The sequence below is a fragment of the Shewanella sp. YLB-07 genome (genome assembly GCF_009377275.1).
In genome coordinates, this window is record NZ_VOQB01000006.1 from 186,961 (window position 1) to 207,721 (window position 20,761).

18 protein-coding genes are annotated in these 20,761 nt (G+C 44.4%); 10 read left to right on the forward strand and 8 right to left on the reverse strand.

What is annotated here, in order from left to right:
- Positions 1–37 precede the first annotated feature (37 nt).
- Positions 38–676 (forward strand): CatB-related O-acetyltransferase, encoded by a 639-nt coding sequence (locus FS373_RS14890; RefSeq protein ID WP_152829749.1) that lies wholly within the window; start codon positions 38–40, stop codon positions 674–676.
- Between the two features lie 488 nt (positions 677–1,164).
- Here FS373_RS14890 and FS373_RS14895 read toward each other — a convergent pair whose 3' ends face one another.
- The 3 genes from FS373_RS14895 to FS373_RS14905 all read right to left on the reverse strand — a co-directional run bounded on the left by FS373_RS14895 (position 1,165) and on the right by FS373_RS14905 (position 4,506).
- Complete coding sequence (locus FS373_RS14895; RefSeq protein ID WP_144046507.1) at positions 1,165–1,344, reverse strand: hypothetical protein; 180 nt, start codon at positions 1,342–1,344, stop codon at positions 1,165–1,167.
- 285 nt (positions 1,345–1,629) lie between these two features.
- Entirely contained in the window at positions 1,630–2,736 is a 1,107-nt protein-coding gene (locus tag FS373_RS14900; protein WP_152829750.1) for a PQQ-dependent sugar dehydrogenase, read from the reverse strand.
- Between the two features lie 513 nt (positions 2,737–3,249).
- Positions 3,250–4,506, reverse strand: a complete 1,257-nt coding sequence (locus FS373_RS14905) for an adenylosuccinate synthetase (RefSeq protein ID WP_152829751.1) — start codon at positions 4,504–4,506, stop codon at positions 3,250–3,252.
- Positions 4,507–4,642: 136 nt separating this feature from the next.
- On the opposite strand from FS373_RS14905, the gene FS373_RS14910 reads away from it, so the two are divergent.
- Positions 4,643–5,536, forward strand: a complete 894-nt coding sequence (locus FS373_RS14910) for a LysR family transcriptional regulator (RefSeq protein ID WP_152829752.1) — start codon at positions 4,643–4,645, stop codon at positions 5,534–5,536.
- Positions 5,537–5,917: 381 nt separating this feature from the next.
- Here FS373_RS14910 and FS373_RS14915 read toward each other — a convergent pair whose 3' ends face one another.
- Positions 5,918–7,408 (reverse strand): amidohydrolase family protein, encoded by a 1,491-nt coding sequence (locus FS373_RS14915; RefSeq protein WP_152829753.1) that lies wholly within the window; start codon positions 7,406–7,408, stop codon positions 5,918–5,920.
- Between the two features lie 337 nt (positions 7,409–7,745).
- Positions 7,746–8,636, reverse strand: a complete 891-nt coding sequence (locus tag FS373_RS14920) for a LysR family transcriptional regulator (protein WP_152829754.1) — start codon at positions 8,634–8,636, stop codon at positions 7,746–7,748.
- Between the two features lie 150 nt (positions 8,637–8,786).
- Between FS373_RS14920 and FS373_RS14925 the strand changes: the two genes are divergently transcribed.
- The 3 genes from FS373_RS14925 to FS373_RS14935 all read left to right on the forward strand — a co-directional run bounded on the left by FS373_RS14925 (position 8,787) and on the right by FS373_RS14935 (position 10,541).
- Positions 8,787–9,101 (forward strand): monooxygenase, encoded by a 315-nt coding sequence (locus tag FS373_RS14925; protein WP_152829755.1) that lies wholly within the window; start codon positions 8,787–8,789, stop codon positions 9,099–9,101.
- Between the two features lie 68 nt (positions 9,102–9,169).
- Complete coding sequence (locus FS373_RS14930) at positions 9,170–9,550, forward strand: hypothetical protein (protein ID WP_227992805.1); 381 nt, start codon at positions 9,170–9,172, stop codon at positions 9,548–9,550.
- A 463-nt stretch (positions 9,551–10,013) separates the two neighbouring features.
- On the forward strand, positions 10,014–10,541 hold the full coding sequence (locus FS373_RS14935; RefSeq protein ID WP_144046513.1) for a type II secretion system protein: 528 nt from the start codon (positions 10,014–10,016) through the stop codon (positions 10,539–10,541).
- Between the two features lie 448 nt (positions 10,542–10,989).
- Here the strand turns inward: FS373_RS14935 and FS373_RS14940 are convergent, their stop codons facing one another.
- Positions 10,990–11,742: a helix-turn-helix domain-containing protein gene (locus FS373_RS14940; RefSeq protein WP_144046514.1), complete on the reverse strand. Its 753-nt coding sequence runs from the start codon at positions 11,740–11,742 to the stop codon at positions 10,990–10,992.
- A gap of 163 nt (positions 11,743–11,905) precedes the next feature.
- Here FS373_RS14940 and FS373_RS14945 point away from each other — a divergent pair, with 163 nt between their 5' ends.
- From FS373_RS14945 to FS373_RS14955, 3 genes are all read left to right on the forward strand, one after another.
- Complete coding sequence (locus tag FS373_RS14945) at positions 11,906–12,697, forward strand: ceramidase domain-containing protein (protein ID WP_144046515.1); 792 nt, start codon at positions 11,906–11,908, stop codon at positions 12,695–12,697.
- A 534-nt stretch (positions 12,698–13,231) separates the two neighbouring features.
- Entirely contained in the window at positions 13,232–13,570 is a 339-nt protein-coding gene (locus tag FS373_RS14950) for a methanolan biosynthesis protein EpsI (protein ID WP_152829756.1), read from the forward strand.
- A complete protein-coding gene (locus FS373_RS14955) occupies positions 13,563–14,903 on the forward strand; it encodes an SPFH domain-containing protein (RefSeq protein WP_144046517.1) in 1,341 nt (446 codons plus the stop codon). The genes FS373_RS14950 and FS373_RS14955 overlap by 8 nt, the downstream gene beginning before the upstream one ends.
- 180 nt (positions 14,904–15,083) lie before the next feature.
- Here FS373_RS14955 and FS373_RS14960 read toward each other — a convergent pair whose 3' ends face one another.
- Entirely contained in the window at positions 15,084–16,694 is a 1,611-nt protein-coding gene (locus FS373_RS14960) for an ABC-F family ATPase (protein WP_144046518.1), read from the reverse strand.
- 545 nt (positions 16,695–17,239) lie between these two features.
- On the opposite strand from FS373_RS14960, the gene FS373_RS14965 reads away from it, so the two are divergent.
- Both FS373_RS14965 and FS373_RS14970 read left to right on the forward strand, forming a co-directional pair.
- Complete coding sequence (locus tag FS373_RS14965; RefSeq protein ID WP_227992807.1) at positions 17,240–18,979, forward strand: AMP-binding protein; 1,740 nt, start codon at positions 17,240–17,242, stop codon at positions 18,977–18,979.
- A complete protein-coding gene (locus tag FS373_RS14970; RefSeq protein ID WP_152829757.1) occupies positions 18,980–19,243 on the forward strand; it encodes a hypothetical protein in 264 nt (87 codons plus the stop codon). It begins immediately after the preceding gene.
- Positions 19,244–19,336: 93 nt separating this feature from the next.
- On the opposite strand, the gene FS373_RS14975 is transcribed toward FS373_RS14970, so the two are convergent.
- Positions 19,337–20,632 carry a sensor domain-containing diguanylate cyclase gene (locus FS373_RS14975; protein WP_152829758.1) on the reverse strand — a complete coding sequence of 432 codons (1,296 nt, stop codon included), beginning with the start codon at positions 20,630–20,632 and terminating at the stop codon, positions 19,337–19,339.
- Positions 20,633–20,761 lie beyond the last annotated feature (129 nt).

The following is a 20,761-nucleotide window of genomic DNA, read 5'->3' on the forward strand; positions in this document are numbered from 1 at the left end:
TTCATATGAAATAGGAAACTGAAAAGCGGAAATGGTCATGAATGAATTTGCAAGCTGGTTAGAGTCTCGAGCACTTAAAGAGCAGATCGTTAACCCAAATATTGAGGTGGGTGAGCACAGTTACTATTCAGGATTTTATCACGGTAAATCTTTCGAAGATCTTGCTGTACGTTACCTGCTTGGTGATGGTTCTACTAAGGATATTTGGGAAGCTGGAGTATATGGTGAAGTCGATAAACTCATCATTGGCAAGTTCTGCTCAATCGCTTCAGGTGCGTGCTTTATGTTGGCGGGGAATCAAGGCCATCGACTAGATTGGATCTCTACCTTTCCATTTGCAACAGACACATTTGGTGATGGGGTTAAGAGTGGCTTTGAGCGTGCAGGAAATACAGTCATAGGTAACGATGTATGGATAGGCAGCGAAGCCATGATAATGCCAGGCGTACATATCGGTGACGGCGCAGTGATAGGTGCCCGCGCGGTGATCACAAAGGATGTCGCGCCCTATAGTCTTGTTGTTGCCAACAATAGAGTGATAAAGAAGCGCTTCAGTGAGCAGGCTATTGCCCAGTTACTCGAGATGAAGTGGTGGGATTGGCCCATGGATAAACTACAAGCTGCTATGCCTATTCTGTGTAGCGGAAATATTGAGGGTTTTATAAGGCTAAAATGATGCTCATTTCATGAGCCGGGAAAGCGAAGAAGTTGGGTAGAACTGAGATGACGCTGCGCTGTAGAAGCAGAGAAAATCACATTGGTAAGCTAACGCTGGAACTGCAAAGCCGGTAATAGTTCCATGCATAACCGGCATTTCCGCAGTGGCCCATAGGGATATGGGGAATGTCTGAATGATATCGGGAATATTACTGACCTATGGCGGTCAGTAATATATATGTAGACGAGTGTCCTTGATAGCTCCGAGCAAAAATAGAGGTGTCTGGCATCTACACCATCTTCGTCTTTTCCGGCATGCTTGTTGGCCGGAACCCAGCTTTTGAATCAACTTAAGAGCTAAAAATGGATCCCGGAACGAGTCCGGGTCGATAAGTGCTCCTTGCTTTATCGACATTTCCGCCATCCCTGGCGGTCAGTGACACATCATTTTACTCTTCATGATTAGAGTAAAGATTACTGTGACAATACTCTATGCAAAGGCTTTAATTATCGTCTAATCCTTTTTAGGACACGTCGGTAGATGAAGTAAGCCCCAAATGCGACGATGATGAAGGGGACGACAGTGACTGCAACGTTGAACATTAGCTTAGTCACTGGAATGATGATGAAAGTTGCCATGATTAATATGGCTAAGGTGACTAATGCGATAAGGGTAATTTGATTCATGTGTTTCCTGATTTGGTGCTTTTATTTTTTGCTATTTGTTGCCAGTTCTCTAGGACTGAAAGCTTAATCGGCCAAGCCAAAGAACGAAACAACGCCTAACGACTTGATATTATTATCGCAGGCTTATCTTATTCATCCCTTAATTGAGTTTAAAAAATGATAGTAGGCTGTAGAAGCTAAGAGGACATTGAATCGGTAGAGGAAAGCGGGCACCTCAACCTCGTCTTTCCGGCATGCTTGTTGGCCGGAATCCATGTTTTTAAAACCAAAAGTTGCTGATTTTCTTTATCGCGGTTTGAGGCGATAAATAGATCCACTGTCAGTGGCGATGAGTAAGTAGCCCTGATCATCTTCGATAATCTGACGTATACGTTGTTTAAGTTCAGTCAGCAGTCGCTGCTCTGAGCTGGCGCGATCGCCATCGAGCACCACACGATTTAAGTGAGTCAGTTTCAATGCACCACTGAATAAATCACCACGCCAGGCGCTGAAGGCGCGTCCGGAGTAAAGCAGTAAACTCGAGGGTGCGATCGATGGGGTATAGACTTTTATTGGCGGTTCCATCCCGGCCTTGAATGTGGCTTCACCGACACTAAATGGCCCCCAATACTCCTTGCCAAATGACACCACAGGCCAGCCATAATTTCCTCCAGCCTTAATCAGGTTAATTTCATCGCCCCCCCTGGGTCCGTGTTCTATCGCCCACAAGCGCTGGTTTTTAGCATCAAAAGCCAGTCCTTGCGGATTACGATGGCCGTAACTGTAGATTGCGCCCAAAGCATTATCATCAGTTACGAAGGGATTATCTTGAGGCACTGTGCCATCGAGATTTAGCCGTAAAATGCTGCCTGCGTGGGTGGTCAAATCCTGGCCGTTGGGACGATGACCACGGTCACCGACCGAGAAAAACACATGCCCCTTGTCATCGAAGGCCATGCGTGAGCCAAAGTGGCGGTTGGTGGTGGTTGCCGATTGGGTTACGAGCAGATCTTGCCATTGAATTAAGCTCTGACCCTGGAGTTGAGCACGCGCCAGCGTGGTTCGGCCCTGACCGGCGACAGGTTTTGCATAGGTAAAATATAGCCATTGCTGCTTGCTGTCAGTATTAGAGTCAGTGGGGCCAAGCTGGATATCGAACAAGCCGCCTTGTCCCTTGGCGTAAACCTGTGGCACGCCCTTAATATTGTGGCGCTGCCCGGTGGTAAGGTCCAACTGTATTAATTGACCGCCGCGCTCGGTGACCAAGAGTGTATTGGGCCCTATTAAGACCATGCCCCAGGGGATGCCTAGACCTTCTGCGACCTGCTCCAGCACATAGTCTGTGGAACTTGCTTGGCACTCGATGCCAATTAGCGCAGCAATGAAGGTCAAAATTAAGGATAAATGTTTCATCGTCTAGCCTCGCGCCGGGGTTTAGAGAGCTTGCTTATTGCTATCTATAACGCAGGTTTGAGCGAAAAACAAATCGACTAGGGCCAAAACCTTTTGCTAGTAAGTTCTTTCGTTTGGGTGGTTGGACCGCTGAGACAGTAGTTATACCAGAGTGATGTTTGTTGGGCGGTAAAAGATAAGTTCGGATCGATAAAGGCTCTCCGGCTTTAGCAATAACACTTTTGTTAAAAAGTCAGTTCGACGCAGTTAGGGCTAAAACGATGCTCACATGTGAGCTAGGGGAGCTAAGAGGTGCGGGAAAACGGAGACGACATTGCATTGGTAGAATTGAGATGTCACGTGCCTCGTCTTTATGGCATGCTTACCACTGTCATTCCGGCACTCTTGTTGGCCGGAATCTACTTCTTTAGAATTTAAAGATAATAGCTGGATCCCGGAACAAGTCCGGGATGACAGTCAAAGAAAGGGAAAGGTGACGTCTACATTTATCCGTCAGAAGATAATTACCAGTAATTATCTGAGGATCATCTGCTCACGCTCTGGGCCGACTGATACCATTTTTATTGGTACACCCATCAAGGCTTCGATGCGAAGCACATAGGCTTGTGCGGCTTGGGGTAGGCTTGCGAATGTGCGGCAACCTGTGATGTCTTCACTCCAACCTTGCATATCTTCGTAAATAGGCGTGAGGGCTGCGGTTTGGGGCCAGATTGGGTTTTGTGTATGCTCTCCGGCGTACGATACACAGATTTTCAGATCTTTCATGCCAGTTAGGCAGTCAATCTTAGTCAGTGCGATTTCGGTAGCGGCTTGTAGCTCGACACCATTACGGGTTGCGACGGCATCAAAATATCCCATGTCACGAGGACGCCCGGTTACTGCGCCGTATTCATTGGATGCTTCACGGAAGTTATCTTGCTCTTCCATTGCGGTCACTAATGTACCAGTGCCCACAGATGAGCTGAATGATTTAGCCACGGCTATGATTCGCTCCGGGCGTAGCGCCGGTAATCCACTGCCAATACCTGCATAAGCTGCGGTTACGTTTGAAGAGGTTGTCCAAGGGTATTCGCCATAAACCAAGTCGCGGCCTGCACCCAATTGCGCTTCAAACAACAAGTTAGCCTTGTTGCTTTGCATGACTTTTAGCGGCTCAGTCACGTTGCAGATAAATTCACGCCAAGGCGCCGTGACTTCTAATAACCATGCGGTCATCTCTTCAGCGCTTTGGCTGAAATCACAGCTTGGGTATAGGGCTTTTAATTGTGGCATTTTCCAATCGAGCATAAATTGAATACGCTCAAGGAGTACTTCAGGCTGCATTAACCAGCCGACAAGAATGCCTTTTTTCATGACTCGGTCACCATAGGCGGGTGCGATACCTTGACGAGTTGAGCCGTAAGCTGCATCGCCTAAACGCTCCTCTTCCAGAGTATCTTCGAGTGCGTGTAGAGGCAGACATAAGGTGGCGCGATCTGAGATGTGTAACTTGACACTCACGCCAGCCGCTTTCACTTCTGCAATTTCTTCGCTTAATGCCGCAGGGCTGATAACCATGCCTGGGCCGAGTACCGCAAAACAATCTGGATTGAATATGCCACTGGGGAGCTGGTGTAATTTGAAGGTGCCAAAATCATTGACGACAGTATGGCCCGCATTATTACCACCTTGAAAACGAATACTTGCAGAGGCATCTGCCGCAAGAAAATCAACGATACGGCCTTTACCTTCATCGCCCCAATTGGCACCCACAACAACAATAGACGGCATAACTCACACTCCTGAATAATTAAGATACTATGCTAATTCAAGGAGTAGGATATGGAAAATTAATAATTATTATCGTTTTGATAAGTAACTCATATATCATAAGGAGTGAAATGACTTAAATAACCAGGTAAAAGTTATGCTTGATCTCAATTGGCTTAGAACGTTTGTCACCTTAGCGCAGCACCAACACTTTGGTAAGGCAGCGGCGGCACTGCATATGACTCAGCCTAATGTCAGCTTGCATATCAAGCAGTTAGAAAGTACAACACGAGTTAAGCTCATTGAGCGCAATCCCTTTCATTTAACCCAAGCCGGGGTTAGATTACTGCATACCAGCCAAAAAACCTTAATGGAGTTGCAGGTCTGTCAGGCGGATCTCAACGCGATCAACGATCTTAGCCAAGGGAAGCTCACCATTGCGGCCAGTGACATCATTTCCAGGTTACTCCTGATCTCGCCATTTCAGTTGTTCAAAGCCGAGTTCCCGGGTATCGATTTTTCGCTGTTAAATACCACCTCTTCACAAGCATCAGAACTGGTTAAAAATGCCCAAGCAGATTTGGGCTTTGTGATCGCCCAAAAAGAGAGTCAGCCGCTACATTTCACTGAGTTACAACAGATACACTGGTGCGCACTAGGAGATAATCTAGCGTTATGGCAACAGGCGAAACAGCAGCCTGAATTGGCTTTAGAGAGTGAACCCACCTTGATCTTATTGGGTCACGATACTCGTACCCGAGACTTGCTCGATTCAGCGCTGCCATCACTGAATTTGCCTAAGTATCGAATTATGGAAGTAGGCAGTGTCGATGCACAAATAGACTGGGCGGAAGCGGGATTTGGTGTGGCGATCGTGCCCGAGTTTTCAATTTATACTAAGCGAAATCTAAAGACCAAGGTGACGCCGTTACCCGAGTTTCCCACCACCAGCCTTGGTTATATTGTGCGACAAAACCAGATACTCTCGAAAGCCATCAAGCAGTTATTAAGATGGGTCGATGAAGAGATCATTCGATTGCAGAATAGGTAAAGTGTAGATAATGCTCACTGTGTAAGCGGGTGGAGCTAAGAGGTGGGGAAGGCGGAGACAACGCGCACTACGTGTGCTGTAGAGTATGACGGGAACATCTATCTCGTCTTTCCGGCATGCTTGTTGGCCGGAATCCATTTGTAGTATCAACATCAAAATCTGGATCCCGGAACGGGTCCGGGATGACGGCATCGGTATGCTTACTTACTGTCTTTCCGGCACTCTTGTTGGCCGGAATCCACTCTTTGAACTAAGAGTACAAGCTGGATCCCGGAACAAATCCGGGAAGACCATAATAAGAGAGAGCGATGATTCCCATCTCGTTTTTCCGTCATGCTTACCACTGTCTTTCCGGCACTCTTATTGGCCGGAATCCATTTTTTATAATCTAACATCAACGGCTGAATCATTAGCGCGTGTTACGTCTAATTCAATCTTTTGTTTGGCCGCTGTCGCGAGGAGCTTATCCAGAACTTTTCGTTCGAGTAACTGACCATTATTAACGACCGCAAAGATATCTTGTGTTGCATGAATGTCTACAAGTGGGTTGCTATTTAAAATGACTAAATCCGCTTCTTTATTGACTGCTATTGTTGCTATTATATCTTTGACACCCATAAATTTAGCGCCATTTATCGTTGCAGCTTGTAGGATCTGTAACGGTTTTACCCCGGCATCCTGGAATAAAGTCAGTTCTTCATGTAGGGCCATTGCAGGATAAACAAAGGTATTTAATGCTGCAGAATCACTGCCTGCCATAACAAGTACACCGGCCTCTTCAAGATGAGGGATTTGACTCGCAATTAATTGGTAACGAGCTTTACTTGCTTGGATTTGTTCAGGCGTACGCTTACCCATACGCTCGATGCGCCACGCATAATGACTCATAAATTCAGCGGTTAAGTATTTTTTGAAATCATCATCAGCGTGATCATTTTCATCAAGATAAGCAAGTTGTTTACCGCCGATAAGCGTCGGAGTGATAGCCACGCCTTTTGCCGCAAGTGCTTGATAACGTTTATTGGCAAGCGTTTGATCAAATTCACTGACATAAAGCTTACGTGCTGCGGATGATTTTATTTCACCGGCATTTATTTTTGCAATCAGTTCGGCTTCATTGGGTATCCCTAAACGCAGCATATAGCTTGCATGTTCAATGCTACTTACACCGGCATCAACAACCATCTCAACCGTTGCTTTCTGGGGTATATGGGCCGACACTTTGTAGCCACGCGCTTTGGATGCTTTAACGCCTTCAACAAACAAGTCTGGTTCGAGTGTATTTGCGGTCATCTTAATGAAGTCGACATCTTTTAAATCTAGATAATCTAAGGCATCGTTTAACTCTTTTGTGTTACCTATTTCTAAGTCACCTTTCCAAATTGAATCGATGCCTTCAAGTTTTCTACCAGCGGTGTAAATTTGCGGCCCTAGAATTTCACCTGAATTTATTTGGTCGCGCCAATCCAACACTTGCTCACCAAGATCGCTGGCGGCATCACGGACAGTCGTAATACCGTAAGCAATATAGACTGGGAATAAGTCAGCGTTATCTTTAATCAGGTTCTCACCTTCAAAATGCACATGCATATCCCAAAGGCCTGGAATCACATATTTATTTTCAGCATCAAACATTCTTGTTGCTTGATTGGTGTCGAGTAACGATTCATCACCGACGAGTGCAATTTTATCGTCGTCAAGCGCAATGACGGCATTAACACGAATTTTACCTGTCTCGACATCAATCACATTCGCATTGTAAATAATGACATCATATTGTGTTTTAGTGATTTGCTGGGCTTGGGTATCTGCTTGGCAGCCTGTGAGCACTAAAGCGGCAAATATACTCAGAGAAAGAGTTTTTTTATACATTGTATTCCTTGGTTTTTTTTATAATAAGGCGAATAGCATATAAGGTTTCGTTAATGAATAATACAGTATCCACATACTATATAAGCCATTGAATTATCAACAATGATTAACAGTTTTTTGAAGTAGGATATTGTATTAAACCATAATTCATTTTCACAATATTTATGAATCCTGAATGTTTCAAAATGGAATGTCTCAGTGATATCGGGAATATCACAGTCCCATGGAGGTCTGATGACATATATAGTCTTGTCATGTTTTATCTTGTATACCTATAGCTGTCATCTTTGCATTATCACGCTAGACGCTGCCGTGATAGACCAGAGCTACTCTAATATTATATTCCTAATCTCTGTTTTCTACTCTCTAACAATATCTCAAATAGACATTTTGCTGCTGGGCCAGTTTTAGCACCTTTAGGCTGGGTCAGGTGCAAGGGGACTTGGTACATGTCGGCATTTTCTATTTTTAATACTGTGATCTTGCTCGAATCTCGTTTTTTTAACTGATGCTCAGGCATACGGCAAAAACCGACGCCTTGCTCTACGGCTTCCCATGCGTGATCGAATGTATCTAACGTTATACGCTGCTGAGCTTTAAGCCAACCTACATCCTGTTTTGAGTTACTGCCAAGATCTCTTACTACAATTTGGCTATTAGTCGTGAAATCCGCTAAGCATAAAGCCTGCTTATCAGCTAATGGATGGCTCTTGGCTACGACCGGAAGCATGGTGACTATGCCGAACGCTTCCGAAGGATAGTTTGTAATAGGCAAGGTGATGATAGAAATATCGGCTTCCTGGCTTGTGACCATGTCTGATGTTTTTGATAACGAAGTTTCGACGACTTGAATCGAGGTGTTGCTATTGTTTTTTAAAAACGCTGCTATGGGTTGATACAACCAACTACGGTCACAAAGATGATCTATGGCGATGGTTATTTCAGACTCTATGCCTTTGCCCAGTTGTGTACTCATTTCTTCAAGCTCACGGGCCTGCTCTAACATAGAGTCTGCTCTGCGAAGCAGAGACTTGCCATCATCAGTGAGCACGGCTCTGCGGGCCTTCACTTCGACTAAGGTAACGCCTAACTGCTGCTCCAGTTTTTTAACCGCGTAGATAAGCGTGGTGTGACTCTTGTTTAATTGTGTCGCTGCAGCCTGGATGCTGCCGGCACGATTGATCTCATACAAGGTTAGCCATTGATCTAGAGTCGTCTTGAGTCTCATTGTCAGTTTTTTCCACATTAATGCGCAATATTATGAACTTTTATGTTCAATTCATACAGGTATTATGACACCTAAGCTTGAGAGGCTGGTGAATAGTTTGATTCTCAGCCCCAATTTGCAATTAATTTAGTTTTTAGGTGGAAAGTTTAGATGAAAAAATTACTACAAGTCGATTTTGATTTTAGTGGCCCATTCGGCGATGAGATGGCGAGCCAGATGCTTGAGTTGGCTGAGTCAATTAATCATGAGCCTGGCATGATTTGGAAAATTTGGACGGAAAATCAAATCTCACAACTTGGTGGCGGTATCTATCTGTTTGAAGACGAGTCGAGTGCTCAAGCGTACTTGAAGATGCACAGCGCTCGATTGGAAAAGATGGGGATATCAAACATCAGAGGCATAATTTTTGATGTGAATACTCGATTATCACAGATTAATCAGGCTCCTTTTATGGCGAGTCAGTAAGTCTGGCCTGTCATTTAGAAGAGCTTTTAAATATTTGTAAATCAGTAAGTAATGATGAGTAGGATAATATGATGAACAACAAAACTTTTTTAACGGTCCATGGTGGCATATACACGGTCTTTGCATTGGCTCTATTTTTTGTACCTGCGCTGATGTGGCCCATGTATGGGGTCGAGATTAATGACCAATACGCTTATTTTCTTTCACAGCATACTTCGATATTTCTAGGCGGTATTGCTGCCGTCAGCTTGTTACTGCGTGATATAGAAGTAGGCGCGATTGCAAAGAAGTTATTTCTAGCCTTATTGATCTCAAATCTTCTGGGCGTAATTATTACTACCTATGCAGGGCTAACAGGAATATTTGTAGGATTAGGCTGGAGCGATCCCGCTTTCTTTAGCTTACTGTCTGTGATGTGTTTTGTGCAGTTAAAGAAGCAAAAAGTTTAGGGCTGGGTCGACCCAGACTACGTGTGCTGTAGAGTATGGCGATAACCTCTACCTGGTCTTTCCGACATGCTTGCAGGCCGGAATCTATTCTTCGAATCAAGAGTACAAGCTGGATCCCGGAACAAGTCAGGGATGACTGAAAGAACCGAAAAGAAGACAGACACTCATCATTCTTGCTGTTCACAAAGAGACCACACTTTTTATAGTCTCATACTTGTGCTCGCCGGGCACTCAGGAACAAGTTCTCGGGGGAAAGTGATAAAGCTTGGGTAAAACCTGTCAGGCTAATCTTGTATGGTGGTTAACCCATGATAAGGAACTAATCGTGGTAGCCTTTTTGATCGCATAAATAAGTAGAGAGTATAAACATATTCTAGCTTTTCAGGCATATAACTTGAACTCTGCCCCTATTATGGGCAAAATCTAGCTTCCTGAAAATGTTTTAAATGTATTGGTTAATTAGATGGACTCGGAGAAGTACTCAAGGTCGGGCGGATTTACGCTTATAGAACTTGTTGTCGTGATTGTTATATTGGGGCTTCTGGCTGTCATCGCAGCCAGTAAATTCATTAGCTTGAGCGCCGATGCTAAAGATGCTGTGTTGCAACAATTCAGCGCCTCAGTTACGGAGGCAAATAAGCAGATGTATATCTTGTCTAAGCTGTCCAGTTACCGGGCTCAGCCCGTATCGGGTCGTGGTGACCTTACCGATGTAGATGTTGACGGTGATGGCATATTCGAAACTCGTTTGAAATGCGGTTATCTGGATAATACCGATGTTGCTAAGAGATTAAATTACAGCGATGATAGCCTAGGCTTTGAATTTGAGGGAGTCGATAAAGTCTATTTTGGGTTTGACCAGAGTAATATAAAGTCCAGCCAATGTTATTTCATGTACCAGCAAGCCTACGGTACGACAAATCCCACTACCTGCAATCAGGACGATCCTAAAGCGGCACCTGTTTATGAAGTCGTGATTCAAGGCTGTTGAACCGTAAGTCTTCACCGGGAAGGACTCACCCTAACAATCTGAGGACATCAATAAGCAACTATTACTGATGTTTACAAAGAGTCTAGATACCCACACGTTAACAGCATCTGTAGTCAATTTACTTTGCTCTTTGTTTCACTAGTAATTGGTTTAACTTTGGCTTAATTTTAGCCTTTGCTCTCGCATCTGTGTGATTGAGAACAGAAGGTACTGTTCCAGCTTCTGCTGACAGCGTTTCATCTGTGATTTTTGCCTTTCTAAGTTGCTTTGAATTTGATAACTGTCCATTTTATTACGCTCTCAGCGGCGGTAAGCGTATACCTAGTTTGAGTGTCTGCCTGAGTCGATACTTGGGGTCGTGTATCACGAGACCTATGAGGTTGTAGGTTCGATTATTCGCAGTTAAGCCGAGTTTGTATAAGCCTGCTTGAGCTTAAGTTCTGCGTGGTTAAAATTGCTTCCTGGCTTGAGGTCTTCTTAATTGCTGAAAAACTTCAGGCTCCCATGGACGCAGTGCCAGCATCAGGCTGGTACCAAACTTTTGCTCTAACTGAGCCGACTGATCTTTGGTATTCATCTCGGCCAGCTCGATTGCGAGGCGTTGTATTTTCTTGATGAGTTCGGCATTTGAGTCTCGAGTCAGCATGCCAGATACGAACAGCTGAAACTCTCCCGGCAGGTTAAATGAGGAGTCGAGAAATTCCGGTTGTATAGCGTACTTGTAGAATGATTGAATCGGTCCCTTATCTATCCAGCGAAAATTGTTCGCAATCATCATTTTCACCCTATTTCCTGGCTGTAATTCGATGATCTTCATTCTATCTAGCTTAGCCAGTAGCTGGATCCCTTGGGTTTCGGATATGTCGTAGTTATCTGTGATATCCGAGAAGCGCAGGCCGTTGATAAGAAAATGCGCCATTAAGAGTAACTTAATATCGCTAACCAGCTCTGTTTCTTGTTCATGTGATAACTCGCTGGTTAAGTTAACATTCTCTTCCATTAGCCGAACCAGATCGCCGAATTCGAGATGCAGCAGTGCACATATACTATCGAGGCGCTCTAGGCTAAATGACTCTTCGGCGAACAGTCGCTTCACGCTTGCCTCTGATAACTCCAGTACCTCGGCCACCTGTTTATAGGTCTTCTGTTGTTTCTTCAATTCACGCTTTAAGGTCTCGAGTAACAAGCGAGTCTGACGCATGGTATTACCTTTCAATACTGGCCGTTGTCTAATTTAATACTTTATAGCAAGTCGTTGTGTATTTCGCCACTGGTGAGCAAGATGAATCCAGATAAGGCCGTTAATTGATGCCGTCCATTGTGGCATTTATAACTATCTTTAGTAATGAGTAGTCGAGGATGTGATGAAGAGAAGCCAGATCATATTATTAACGCAGCAGTTACGCTTGTATTGGCGTTTGTCCCTGCTTTTGTGCATCATACTGGGCTCTCTTTTGTGGATGTTTAGTTTAGATGTTATAGCGCAAGATAGGGCTTACCATGAGTTTGCCGATGGGCGCAGTTTGTTACTGATCCCCAACTTTCTCGATCTTATATCAAATGTACCTTTTTTGGTCATAGGCTTACTCGGGTTTAGCTTGTGCAATGGTATTGAGAATAGAGCAAGCCACAAAGAGTGGCGGATATTCTTTATCGGTGTGGGATTGGTGAGCCTGGGCTCAGCGTATTACCATTTTGAGCCGACTAATCAGTCTCTGTTATGGGATAGACTGCCTATGACATTGGGCTTTATGGGGCTATTTTCCGCATTAATGAAGGAGTATTTGGGCAAGAAGATAGGTAGTTTAGTCTTTATACCATCGATATTACTCGGTCTAGTTAGTGTGTTTTATTGGTACCTTGTCGATGATCTGCGCCTCTATTATTGGATACAACTGCTCCCCATCTTGACCCTGCCAACCGTGATGTTGCTGTTTAACAGTGACTCTTTACAGCAGAAGTCACATCAGCGCTATCTGCTGATTGCCCTGGGCTGTTATCTGTTGGCTAAACTCACCGAATATTTTGACGGGGCTATCTACTTGAGTTCGCTGGAGCTCGTCAGTGGGCATACTCTCAAGCATTTACTGGCAGCTGCAGCTTGTTACTCGATTCTGGTTATGTTGAAAAAGCGTCAGTTAGCACTACGCTGTTAAAGCGGAGACGATGCTCACAATGTGAGCAGGTGGAGCCAAGAGGTGAGGGAAAGTTGAGAGGACGCTAGCGCTGGAAAGGCAAAGCCGGTAATAGCTCCAAGCATAAAGAGAGGATCTACACTTACCTTGTCTTTCCGGCATGCTTGTTGGCCGGAATCTATGTTTTGAATTAAGAGCACAAGCTGGATCCCGGAACAAGTCCGGGAAGACGGCATAAAAAGTAGCTAGGTCGATAAGTGCTCCTTGCTTTATCGACATTTCCGCCTTGACCCATAGAGATGGGGAATGTCTGAATGATATCGGGAATATCACTGACTTATGACGGTCAGATGACAGTTAAAGAGTAAGAATCATTCACTATTTTTCTACACTGTTTTTTAATTGTGCATTTACAAGGAAACTCAAAGATCCTCACTGTATCCAACCTGTTTTTTACACTTTTATCCTGTAAAATGCTTAGGTGTAACATTTACGGGTCAATGCCCGTGTCTGTTACCAAAATTAAATATTCAAAACAACATATAAGTAGAGATTATGTTTTTTTATATTATAGGCTTGAGTGTGCTCATTATCATCTTGTGCGCGGCGCTTTATGTGATTTATCGCAATATACATAGAGGGCGGATCAGCAAATCTAAAGAATATAATGTGTTATTTGATGAAGATACGATAGTGGATGAGTTAATCACCCAGCTTATCGAAAAGAATCAAAACCAAGAAAACCAAGATAAAACCATACAAAGTAAAGAAGACATATTGGCGACTTTTATCGAGTTGCATAAGTCTGGTAGTTTTTGTGCTCAATTAAGTGAGCAAGAGATCGTCTACTTTGTCAAAAAGAAGTTAAATATGGAGACCAATAAACATGGATAGTAATGTTCAATCAGCTCAGCAAGTCACACCAAATTCTCTAGTAGCCCGCATTGGGCGTCGTAACATAATTTTAATTGCCGCATTTGTCACCGTACTGGTGGTCATTGCGACATTAATTTCGCAGATGGTCGCCTGGAATGAAGCGGACGAACGTCTGGTTCACCAATCGGCATTTACCGGTAATCTCACTGTTATCAATCAAGCCGGGCCTTATTTCAAGGCTTTCGGCACAGTATCTGCCTATAACAAAGTGATCTCGATTAATTTTACCGGTGATAGTGCTGCTACGGCGAGTGCATTGGTACCATTAATCCCGATTCGCTTCCTCGATACGACAACAGGTGATGCCAGAGGCGTCGCGCGCTTTAGATTACCGGGTAATGTTTCGGCCAGTGAATCAGGAGCATTACGCGGTTTACTTAAAATCCACGAAGAATTTGGTTCGCAGGAAACCTTAATCTCAAACCTATTGATGCGTGCCACGACTGAGAATGTGAAGGCATCAGCCAGAATGATGTCAGTAGAGCAACACTACTCGGGTGGTAATGGGCAACTGAGCCAAGATTTTGCGGATCAACTGGTCAATGGTATTTTTGTCACCGAGCAAATTTTTGGTTCAGGCAGCCGGGCTAAAACAGGCGAGTTTAATAATTTAAGTAAACAGCAGCGTGTCACCATCAAGATAAAAGAAGATCGAGAAGGCAAGCCAATGCGTAACGCACCTATCTTAGGTGCCTATGGGATCACGGTCGTCGATGCGAGTATTATCGATATCGATTACGAGAGCAAAGTGAACTCCAGACTTGAAGCACAAAAGCAGGCCGCTGCCGATGAAGCACTTGCAAGACAAAACCTGAAGAAGGCTGAACAGCAAGCGCGCACCGAAGTTGCTTTAGGTGAGCAAGCCATCGCTAAGCAGAGAGCCGAATCTGAAAAGCTGAAAATTAAGGAGCAGATTGATGCCGAAAGGGTTAAAGCCAATGCAATTATTTCTGCGCAGCAACGTGTGGCCGTTAAAGCTGAACTTGCTAAGGAGCAAGCCGAAATCTTGAAACAGCAACGCTTAGAAGCCCAGGGTATGGATGTATTAGCCGAAGCACGTCAAAGGGCTAAGTCTGCGGCGCTGGATCCTAAATATGTTTTCGATGAAACGCTAAAAGCGGAAGTAAAAATCCAAACGGCTCTGTTTAACAGCTTAGGTAACAGTCGTCTAGTGCCTGAAATCGTGATCGGAGGCGGACAAGGTGATCTGAATAATGGCTCTGAGTTTATGCGCTTGTTAGCCGCCGATGCGGCACTTAATCTTAAGAAACGTTTAGACAGTAAGCAATAAGAATTTTCAGGTAATCACTGAGCGAGTTGATTAACTCGTTTCTATTATTACTGCATAAGTCGCATAGCGCTAGTTTACGATACTAAAATAAGTTGAACATACGCAAAAACAAAAACGCCGCCAGACTCGAGTCTGGCGGCGTTTTTTATTGAAGCTATTATGAGCGACTAGTTAGTCGCGTTAAGCGGCATTTCTGGCCGCGGCTTCAGCTGTGCTGGCCAGGTACTCATCGAAGGTGCCGTGGAAGTTAACTAGCTTCTTATCTTTCACGTCTATGATGTGTGTGGCCAGTGATGACACGAACTCACGGTCATGGCTGACGAAGATAAGTGTACCTTCGAATAGTTTAAGCGCATTGTTTAATGCTTCGATGGCTTCCATGTCCATGTGGTTGGTTGGCTCATCCATGATTAGCACGTTGATGTCTTGCATCATTAGCTTGCCGAATAATAGACGGTTTTTCTCTCCACCTGAGCAATTCTTGGCTTTCTTGTTGGCATCGTCTTCGGTAAACAATAGACGACCTAACATGCCACGGACCGAAAGGTCGTTGTGCTTAGGCGTGCGCCACTGTGACATCCAATCAAATAGTGACAGTTCATTCTCGAAATCAGCCGTGCTGTCTTGTGGGCAATAACCGATAGCGGCATTTTCTGACCACTTGATCACGCCATGATTGTTTGACAGCTCGTTGACTAAGCAGCGAAGTAGGGTGGTCTTACCCACACCGTTCTCACCGATAACGGCCAATTTTGCGCCAGCTTCGAGGATCAGCTCGCCGCCTTCAAATAAAGTTTCATCGTCGAAGCCATGTCCGAGATCTTCGATAACCAACGCCTGACGGTGCATCTTCTTGCTCTCATCGAAACGCAATGATGGTGTCATACGGCTCGAAGATTTGACTTCGTCCAAGCTGATCTTATCAAGTTTCTTAGCACGTGAGCTGGCTTGTTTGGCTTTAGATGCGTTGGCACCGAAGCGGTTAACGAAGTCCTGTAGCTCTACCATCTCGGCGCTCTTCTTTGCGTTACCGGCTAATAGCTGCTCTTGGATAAGGCCAGATGCTTCGAGGAAGTACTCGTAGTTACCTGGGTAGATACGTAGCTCACCGTAATCGATATCAGCCATATGGGTGCAGACAGAGTTAAGGAAGTGTCTGTCGTGCGATATGATGATCATGGTGCACTTACGTTTATTAAGCTCGCCTGCTAACCAAGAAATGGTATGAATATCCAAGTTGTTGGTTGGCTCATCGAGTAGCAAGATATCTGGGTTTGAAAACAATGCCTGTGCCAGAAGTACTCGTAATTTCCAACCTGGAGCAACTTGCTGCATTAAACCAAAGTGAAAATCTTCTTCGATGCCCGCTTCGAGCAAGATCTCACCGGCGCGAGACTCGGCGCTATAACCGTCCATCTCGGCAAACTCACTCTCGAGTTCGGCGACCTTCATGCCGTCTGCTTCGCTCATTTCTGGCAAAGAGTAGATGCGGTCACGTTCTTGCTTCACTTCCCAAAGCTTTGCATCACCCATGATCACGGTATCTACAACACTGTATTGCTCAAACGCAAACTGATCTTGGCTCAAGGTACCTACTTTAAGACCCGGAGTGATAGACACGTTGCCAGAGCTTGGTGCTAAAGCGCCACTGAGGATTTTCATGAATGTGGATTTACCACAACCATTAGCGCCAATAAGGCCATAACGGTTGCCGTGTCCAAATTTCGCTGAAATGTTTTCAAACAAAGGCTCAGCGCCAAACTGCATGGTGATGTTCGCGGTGGATATCAAAGAAATGTTCCTAGGTGTACAGGCAGGTTTTGAATTGACTCGCTTTTTAAAACTCAGGCCAAAATAACAACGTGCAATAATATGAGTAAATTAGGTCGCGGATTATACAGAGTTTGAGTGGATTGGGCTAGTGAAGATGTGCTTTAAGCCGTCACTTGGTTGAAAAGCTGAGAAGATATTGGGTTTTAAGCGCTGAGATGGTACTTCGTTGGTGTGGCTGAGAAGACACTAGGTGGCTAGAAGTACATAGAACGAGGGACGACATTTACATCTAACTCGTCTTTCCGGCACTCTTGTTGGCCGGAATCAATTTTTTAGAATCAAGATAAAAAGCTGAGAATGGATCCCGGAACGGGTCCGGGAAGACATACATCCCTAGCGGTATCGTCTTAGCTTTCGTCTTAACTTTCCCTGGGCAGTCGTCCTCTTAGCTATTTTACTTTTCCAACATTAACGGAATAAATTTAAGTTTAAGATTTTATTTAATTAAAGTAAGTTGTTTATTAGCGAACGATTAAAAATCATAAACTGTGCAAGGAGGCTTAATGTTAGATGTTATCGATTCAATGCCGAACGTTCCCACATCACCGAGCTTGTCATTTCCTTTATCCATGAGTGAGTTTTCAGGTCCGATAGAAACTCCTTTGGCGTCGCAAACCATAGGAACCTATTTTGATGATATCGCTAATCGATATCCGGATAAACTTGCTGTGGTGGTGCGGCATCAAAAGATACGTTGGACCTATAAGCAGTATCAACAGCATATCGATGAGTTGGCCATTGGCCTGCTTGAACTCGGCATTAAGCCTGGAGATAGAGTCGGGATCTGGTCTCCCAATAATATTGAGTGGTGTCTGACTCAGTTTGCTACGGCTAAGATTGGCGCCGTCATGGTGTGTATCAATCCCGCTTATCGACCCGAGGAGCTGCAATATGCCCTCACTAATGTGGGTTGCAGCGCCATTATCTGCGCCGAGAAATTTAAAACCAGTCACTATCTGGAGATGCTTTACCAGTTAGCGCCTGAGTTATTGAGCTGTGAACCGGGAAAGTTAACTTCAGCTGCACTGCCTGAGCTTAAATCTGTCATCCGTATGGGTGATGATTTATCGGCGGGCATGTTTAATTTTAATCAGATAAAACGCCCCTTAATCGATAAGGATCATGCAAGGCTAGATTCGCTTGCGGCTAGTCAAAACTCGAATGATGCCATCAATATTCAGTTCACGTCTGGCACTACAGGTAGTCCTAAAGGGGCGACACTGAGTCATCACAATATCCTTAATAATGGCTTGTTAGTCGCCGAGGCCATGAAGCTCACAAGTGAAGATAAATTGTGCATTCCTGTGCCGCTTTATCACTGCTTCGGTATGGTGCTCGGTAATTTAGTGTGTATAGCCAAAGGGGCTGCAGCTGTATTTCCTGGTGAATCATTCGAGCCATTGGCGACGTTAACCGCAGTTGAGAGTGAGCGGTGCACTGGACTTCACGGTGTACCTACCATGTTCATTGCCATGTTGGAACTCGATAGCTTTAACCAGTTCGATTTAAGTTCACTGCGGACGGGCATAATGGCCGGGGCGACATGCCCCGAAGAGGTGATGCGCCGGGTGCAAGATTTGATGTATATGAAGCAGGTGCTGATTGGTTATGGTCAGACAGAAACCAGCCCTATCAATCATATTACCGAAATCGATGCCGCGCTTATTAAGCGTGTAACTACCGTTGGCCGCGCTATGGCTCACACTCAAGTTAAAATCATCGATGAGTCTGGTAACACAGTAGCAATTAACCAGCCGGGTGAAGTGTGCTCAAAAGGCTACTGCGTAATGCAAGGCTACTGGAATGATGCAGAGAAGACTCAGGCGACTATCGATGGCCAAGGCTGGCTGCACTCGGGTGATATCGGCGAGATGGACGATGAAGGTTACGTCAAGATTGTTGGTCGTATCAAAGACATGATCATTCGCGGCGGCGAGAACATCTATCCCAGAGAGATTGAAGAGAAGCTCTATACCCATGCCGATGTGTTAGATGCGGCGGTATTTGGCGTACAAAGTGATAAATACGGCGAAGAGGTGTGCGCCTGGATCAAGTTACGCCCAGGCTGCCTTGAAATAGAAGATGAGATCCGCCACTTCCTCACCGAGAAAATCGCTTATTTTAAGGTGCCGCGCTACATCAAGTTTGTCACTGAGTATCCAATGACAGTAACCGGCAAGATCCAAAAATTTAAGATGCGCGACCTCATGTATGAAGAGCTGCATAAAGATTTGAATCAATAGTTGAAAGGCGAAGATGATACAGTGTTGGTAAAGCCGAGACGACGCTCACCTAGCGTCTTTCCGGCACTCTTGTTGGAGCTGAGAATGGATCCCGGAACGAGTCCGGGAAGACCATTTCCTTATGGCGGTCAGATGACAGCATCTTTAAAGGGCTGCGTTCGTCTTAGTTTTACCAGGCATAGCCGCCATCTTGGCTTCAACAGGCCAACGGCCATCTTCTTAGCTATTCCAAGCGCAGCGCTCGTCTTTACACCCATAGGCTGAAAGCCGTCATCTTGGCTTCAATAGCCCACGGCCGTCTTCTTAGCTACTTCAAGCGAAGCGCTCATCTTTTACTGTTATAGCTCGCGTATAACGTTAATCTGATACTCGGTTTCTGCCGCTCTTCTTGGCCCGATAGAGGCCTTCGTCGGCTCGTTTGACTATCGACTCTGTATCATCATCTGTAGCAATCTCGGCTACACCTATACTAACGGTAAACGTGACGGGTTCATGGTTTTGACTTAACACCATCTGCTGGGATATACAATTTCGAATACGATTGGCAACGTCTTTTGCAGCTTCAAGCTGAGTATTAGGCAGCAGTGCAATAAATTCTTCACCGCCAAATCTGACTAATAGATCGACCTCTCTTAACACTTCTTGTGCTTTTTTAGCAAACTCTTGTAATACCTTGTCGCCAATAAGATGCCCATAGGTATCGTTCACCACTTTGAATTTATCAAGATCTAGCATCAATACACAGAAGCTATGACCGAAGCGTTTATATTGATGATAAATATCTTTTATTTGAGTATCAAAGTAATTTCGGTTATAAAGTCCGGTCAAATTATCTGTATTTACCTGATGTTGTAGTTTTTCTATAAAGGCTATTCGGTTAGATATATCACGAATAATAGCGGTAAATTCTATTTTCCCATTGATTGATATCTTGGATATGGTTATCTCAACGGGGAACTCACTCTTGTCTTTTTTTACTGCCATTATCATGACCCGAGATAACATGTCTCTGGATTGAATGTCAGAGTCTGCAAATTGTTTGATATAATTTGAATGACTGGATCTAAACTTCTTTTGCATGAGTTTAGTAATACTTTTACCTATTATTTCATTAGCAGAGTAGCCAAATATATTTTCTGATGCATGATTAAATAGTTGGATTCTTTGTTTATCATCCATAGTGATAATACCATCGAAGGCGGCATCTATCACTGAGCTAAATCTGGTACTAGCATTATTTATCTCATTTTGTAATTCTTGTTTATCACTCATATGAATGCCTATGATCATCACCCTCTGGGGTTGATTAGGCATATTTTCCATCGGATTTAAGAATAGTCGCCACCAGGGGGACTTAGAGGTTAATTCAAATGTTTGCTCTATCTCTATGGGTTCTAGGGTGGTAAAAACTTGTGGTAAGTAGGTATTGAAAATTTGTGAGACACTCGTTGAAGTTAAGCTGTCCAATAGGCAAGTTTTGAGAGTTACACTTCTAGGTTTATTTTTACCAAGCATACGCAGAAAGAGTTCATTATGGGCGACCACACGAAACTGTTTACCCTTACCTGATCTGTTTTTCTTTTGTTCGACGATGGCAACACTTGCCGCTATGACGTCGACCAGGTGTTGAAGTTCCTCTGTTGGACTGGGCATTTGATTCTCTCACCATGACTCAAGATATCTAGTTAAGTTTAGTTGTATTTGATCATTTGAGTATGAGTTAGCCGTTATCTCGACCCGTTTGGTCTGTTAAGTGGATAGAATGACTCAATCTCAGTACTC

Bases quoted from the DNA above. Each gene is read 5' to 3' on its own strand.
- FS373_RS14950 (WP_152829756.1), top strand. From the start codon at position 13,232: ATGTTTTTTTATATTATAGGCTTGAGTGTGCTCATTATCATCTTGTGC.
- FS373_RS14915 (WP_152829753.1), bottom strand. From the start codon at position 7,408: ATGTATAAAAAAACTCTTTCTCTGAGTATATTTGCCGCTTTAGTGCTC.
- FS373_RS14925 (WP_152829755.1), top strand. From the start codon at position 8,787: ATGAAAAAATTACTACAAGTCGATTTTGATTTTAGTGGCCCATTCGGC.
- FS373_RS14935 (WP_144046513.1), top strand. From the start codon at position 10,014: ATGGACTCGGAGAAGTACTCAAGGTCGGGCGGATTTACGCTTATAGAA.
- FS373_RS14905 (WP_152829751.1), bottom strand. From the start codon at position 4,506: ATGCCGTCTATTGTTGTTGTGGGTGCCAATTGGGGCGATGAAGGTAAA.
- FS373_RS14890 (WP_152829749.1), top strand. From the start codon at position 38: ATGAATGAATTTGCAAGCTGGTTAGAGTCTCGAGCACTTAAAGAGCAG.
- FS373_RS14910 (WP_152829752.1), top strand. From the start codon at position 4,643: ATGCTTGATCTCAATTGGCTTAGAACGTTTGTCACCTTAGCGCAGCAC.
- FS373_RS14975 (WP_152829758.1), bottom strand. From the start codon at position 20,632: ATGCCCAGTCCAACAGAGGAACTTCAACACCTGGTCGACGTCATAGCG.
- FS373_RS14945 (WP_144046515.1), top strand. From the start codon at position 11,906: ATGAAGAGAAGCCAGATCATATTATTAACGCAGCAGTTACGCTTGTAT.
- FS373_RS14930 (WP_227992805.1), top strand. From the start codon at position 9,170: ATGATGAACAACAAAACTTTTTTAACGGTCCATGGTGGCATATACACG.
- FS373_RS14955 (WP_144046517.1), top strand. From the start codon at position 13,563: ATGGATAGTAATGTTCAATCAGCTCAGCAAGTCACACCAAATTCTCTA.
- FS373_RS14900 (WP_152829750.1), bottom strand. From the start codon at position 2,736: ATGAAACATTTATCCTTAATTTTGACCTTCATTGCTGCGCTAATTGGC.
- FS373_RS14940 (WP_144046514.1), bottom strand. From the start codon at position 11,742: ATGCGTCAGACTCGCTTGTTACTCGAGACCTTAAAGCGTGAATTGAAG.
- FS373_RS14965 (WP_227992807.1), top strand. From the start codon at position 17,240: ATGTTAGATGTTATCGATTCAATGCCGAACGTTCCCACATCACCGAGC.
- FS373_RS14920 (WP_152829754.1), bottom strand. From the start codon at position 8,636: ATGAGACTCAAGACGACTCTAGATCAATGGCTAACCTTGTATGAGATC.
- FS373_RS14895 (WP_144046507.1), bottom strand. From the start codon at position 1,344: ATGAATCAAATTACCCTTATCGCATTAGTCACCTTAGCCATATTAATC.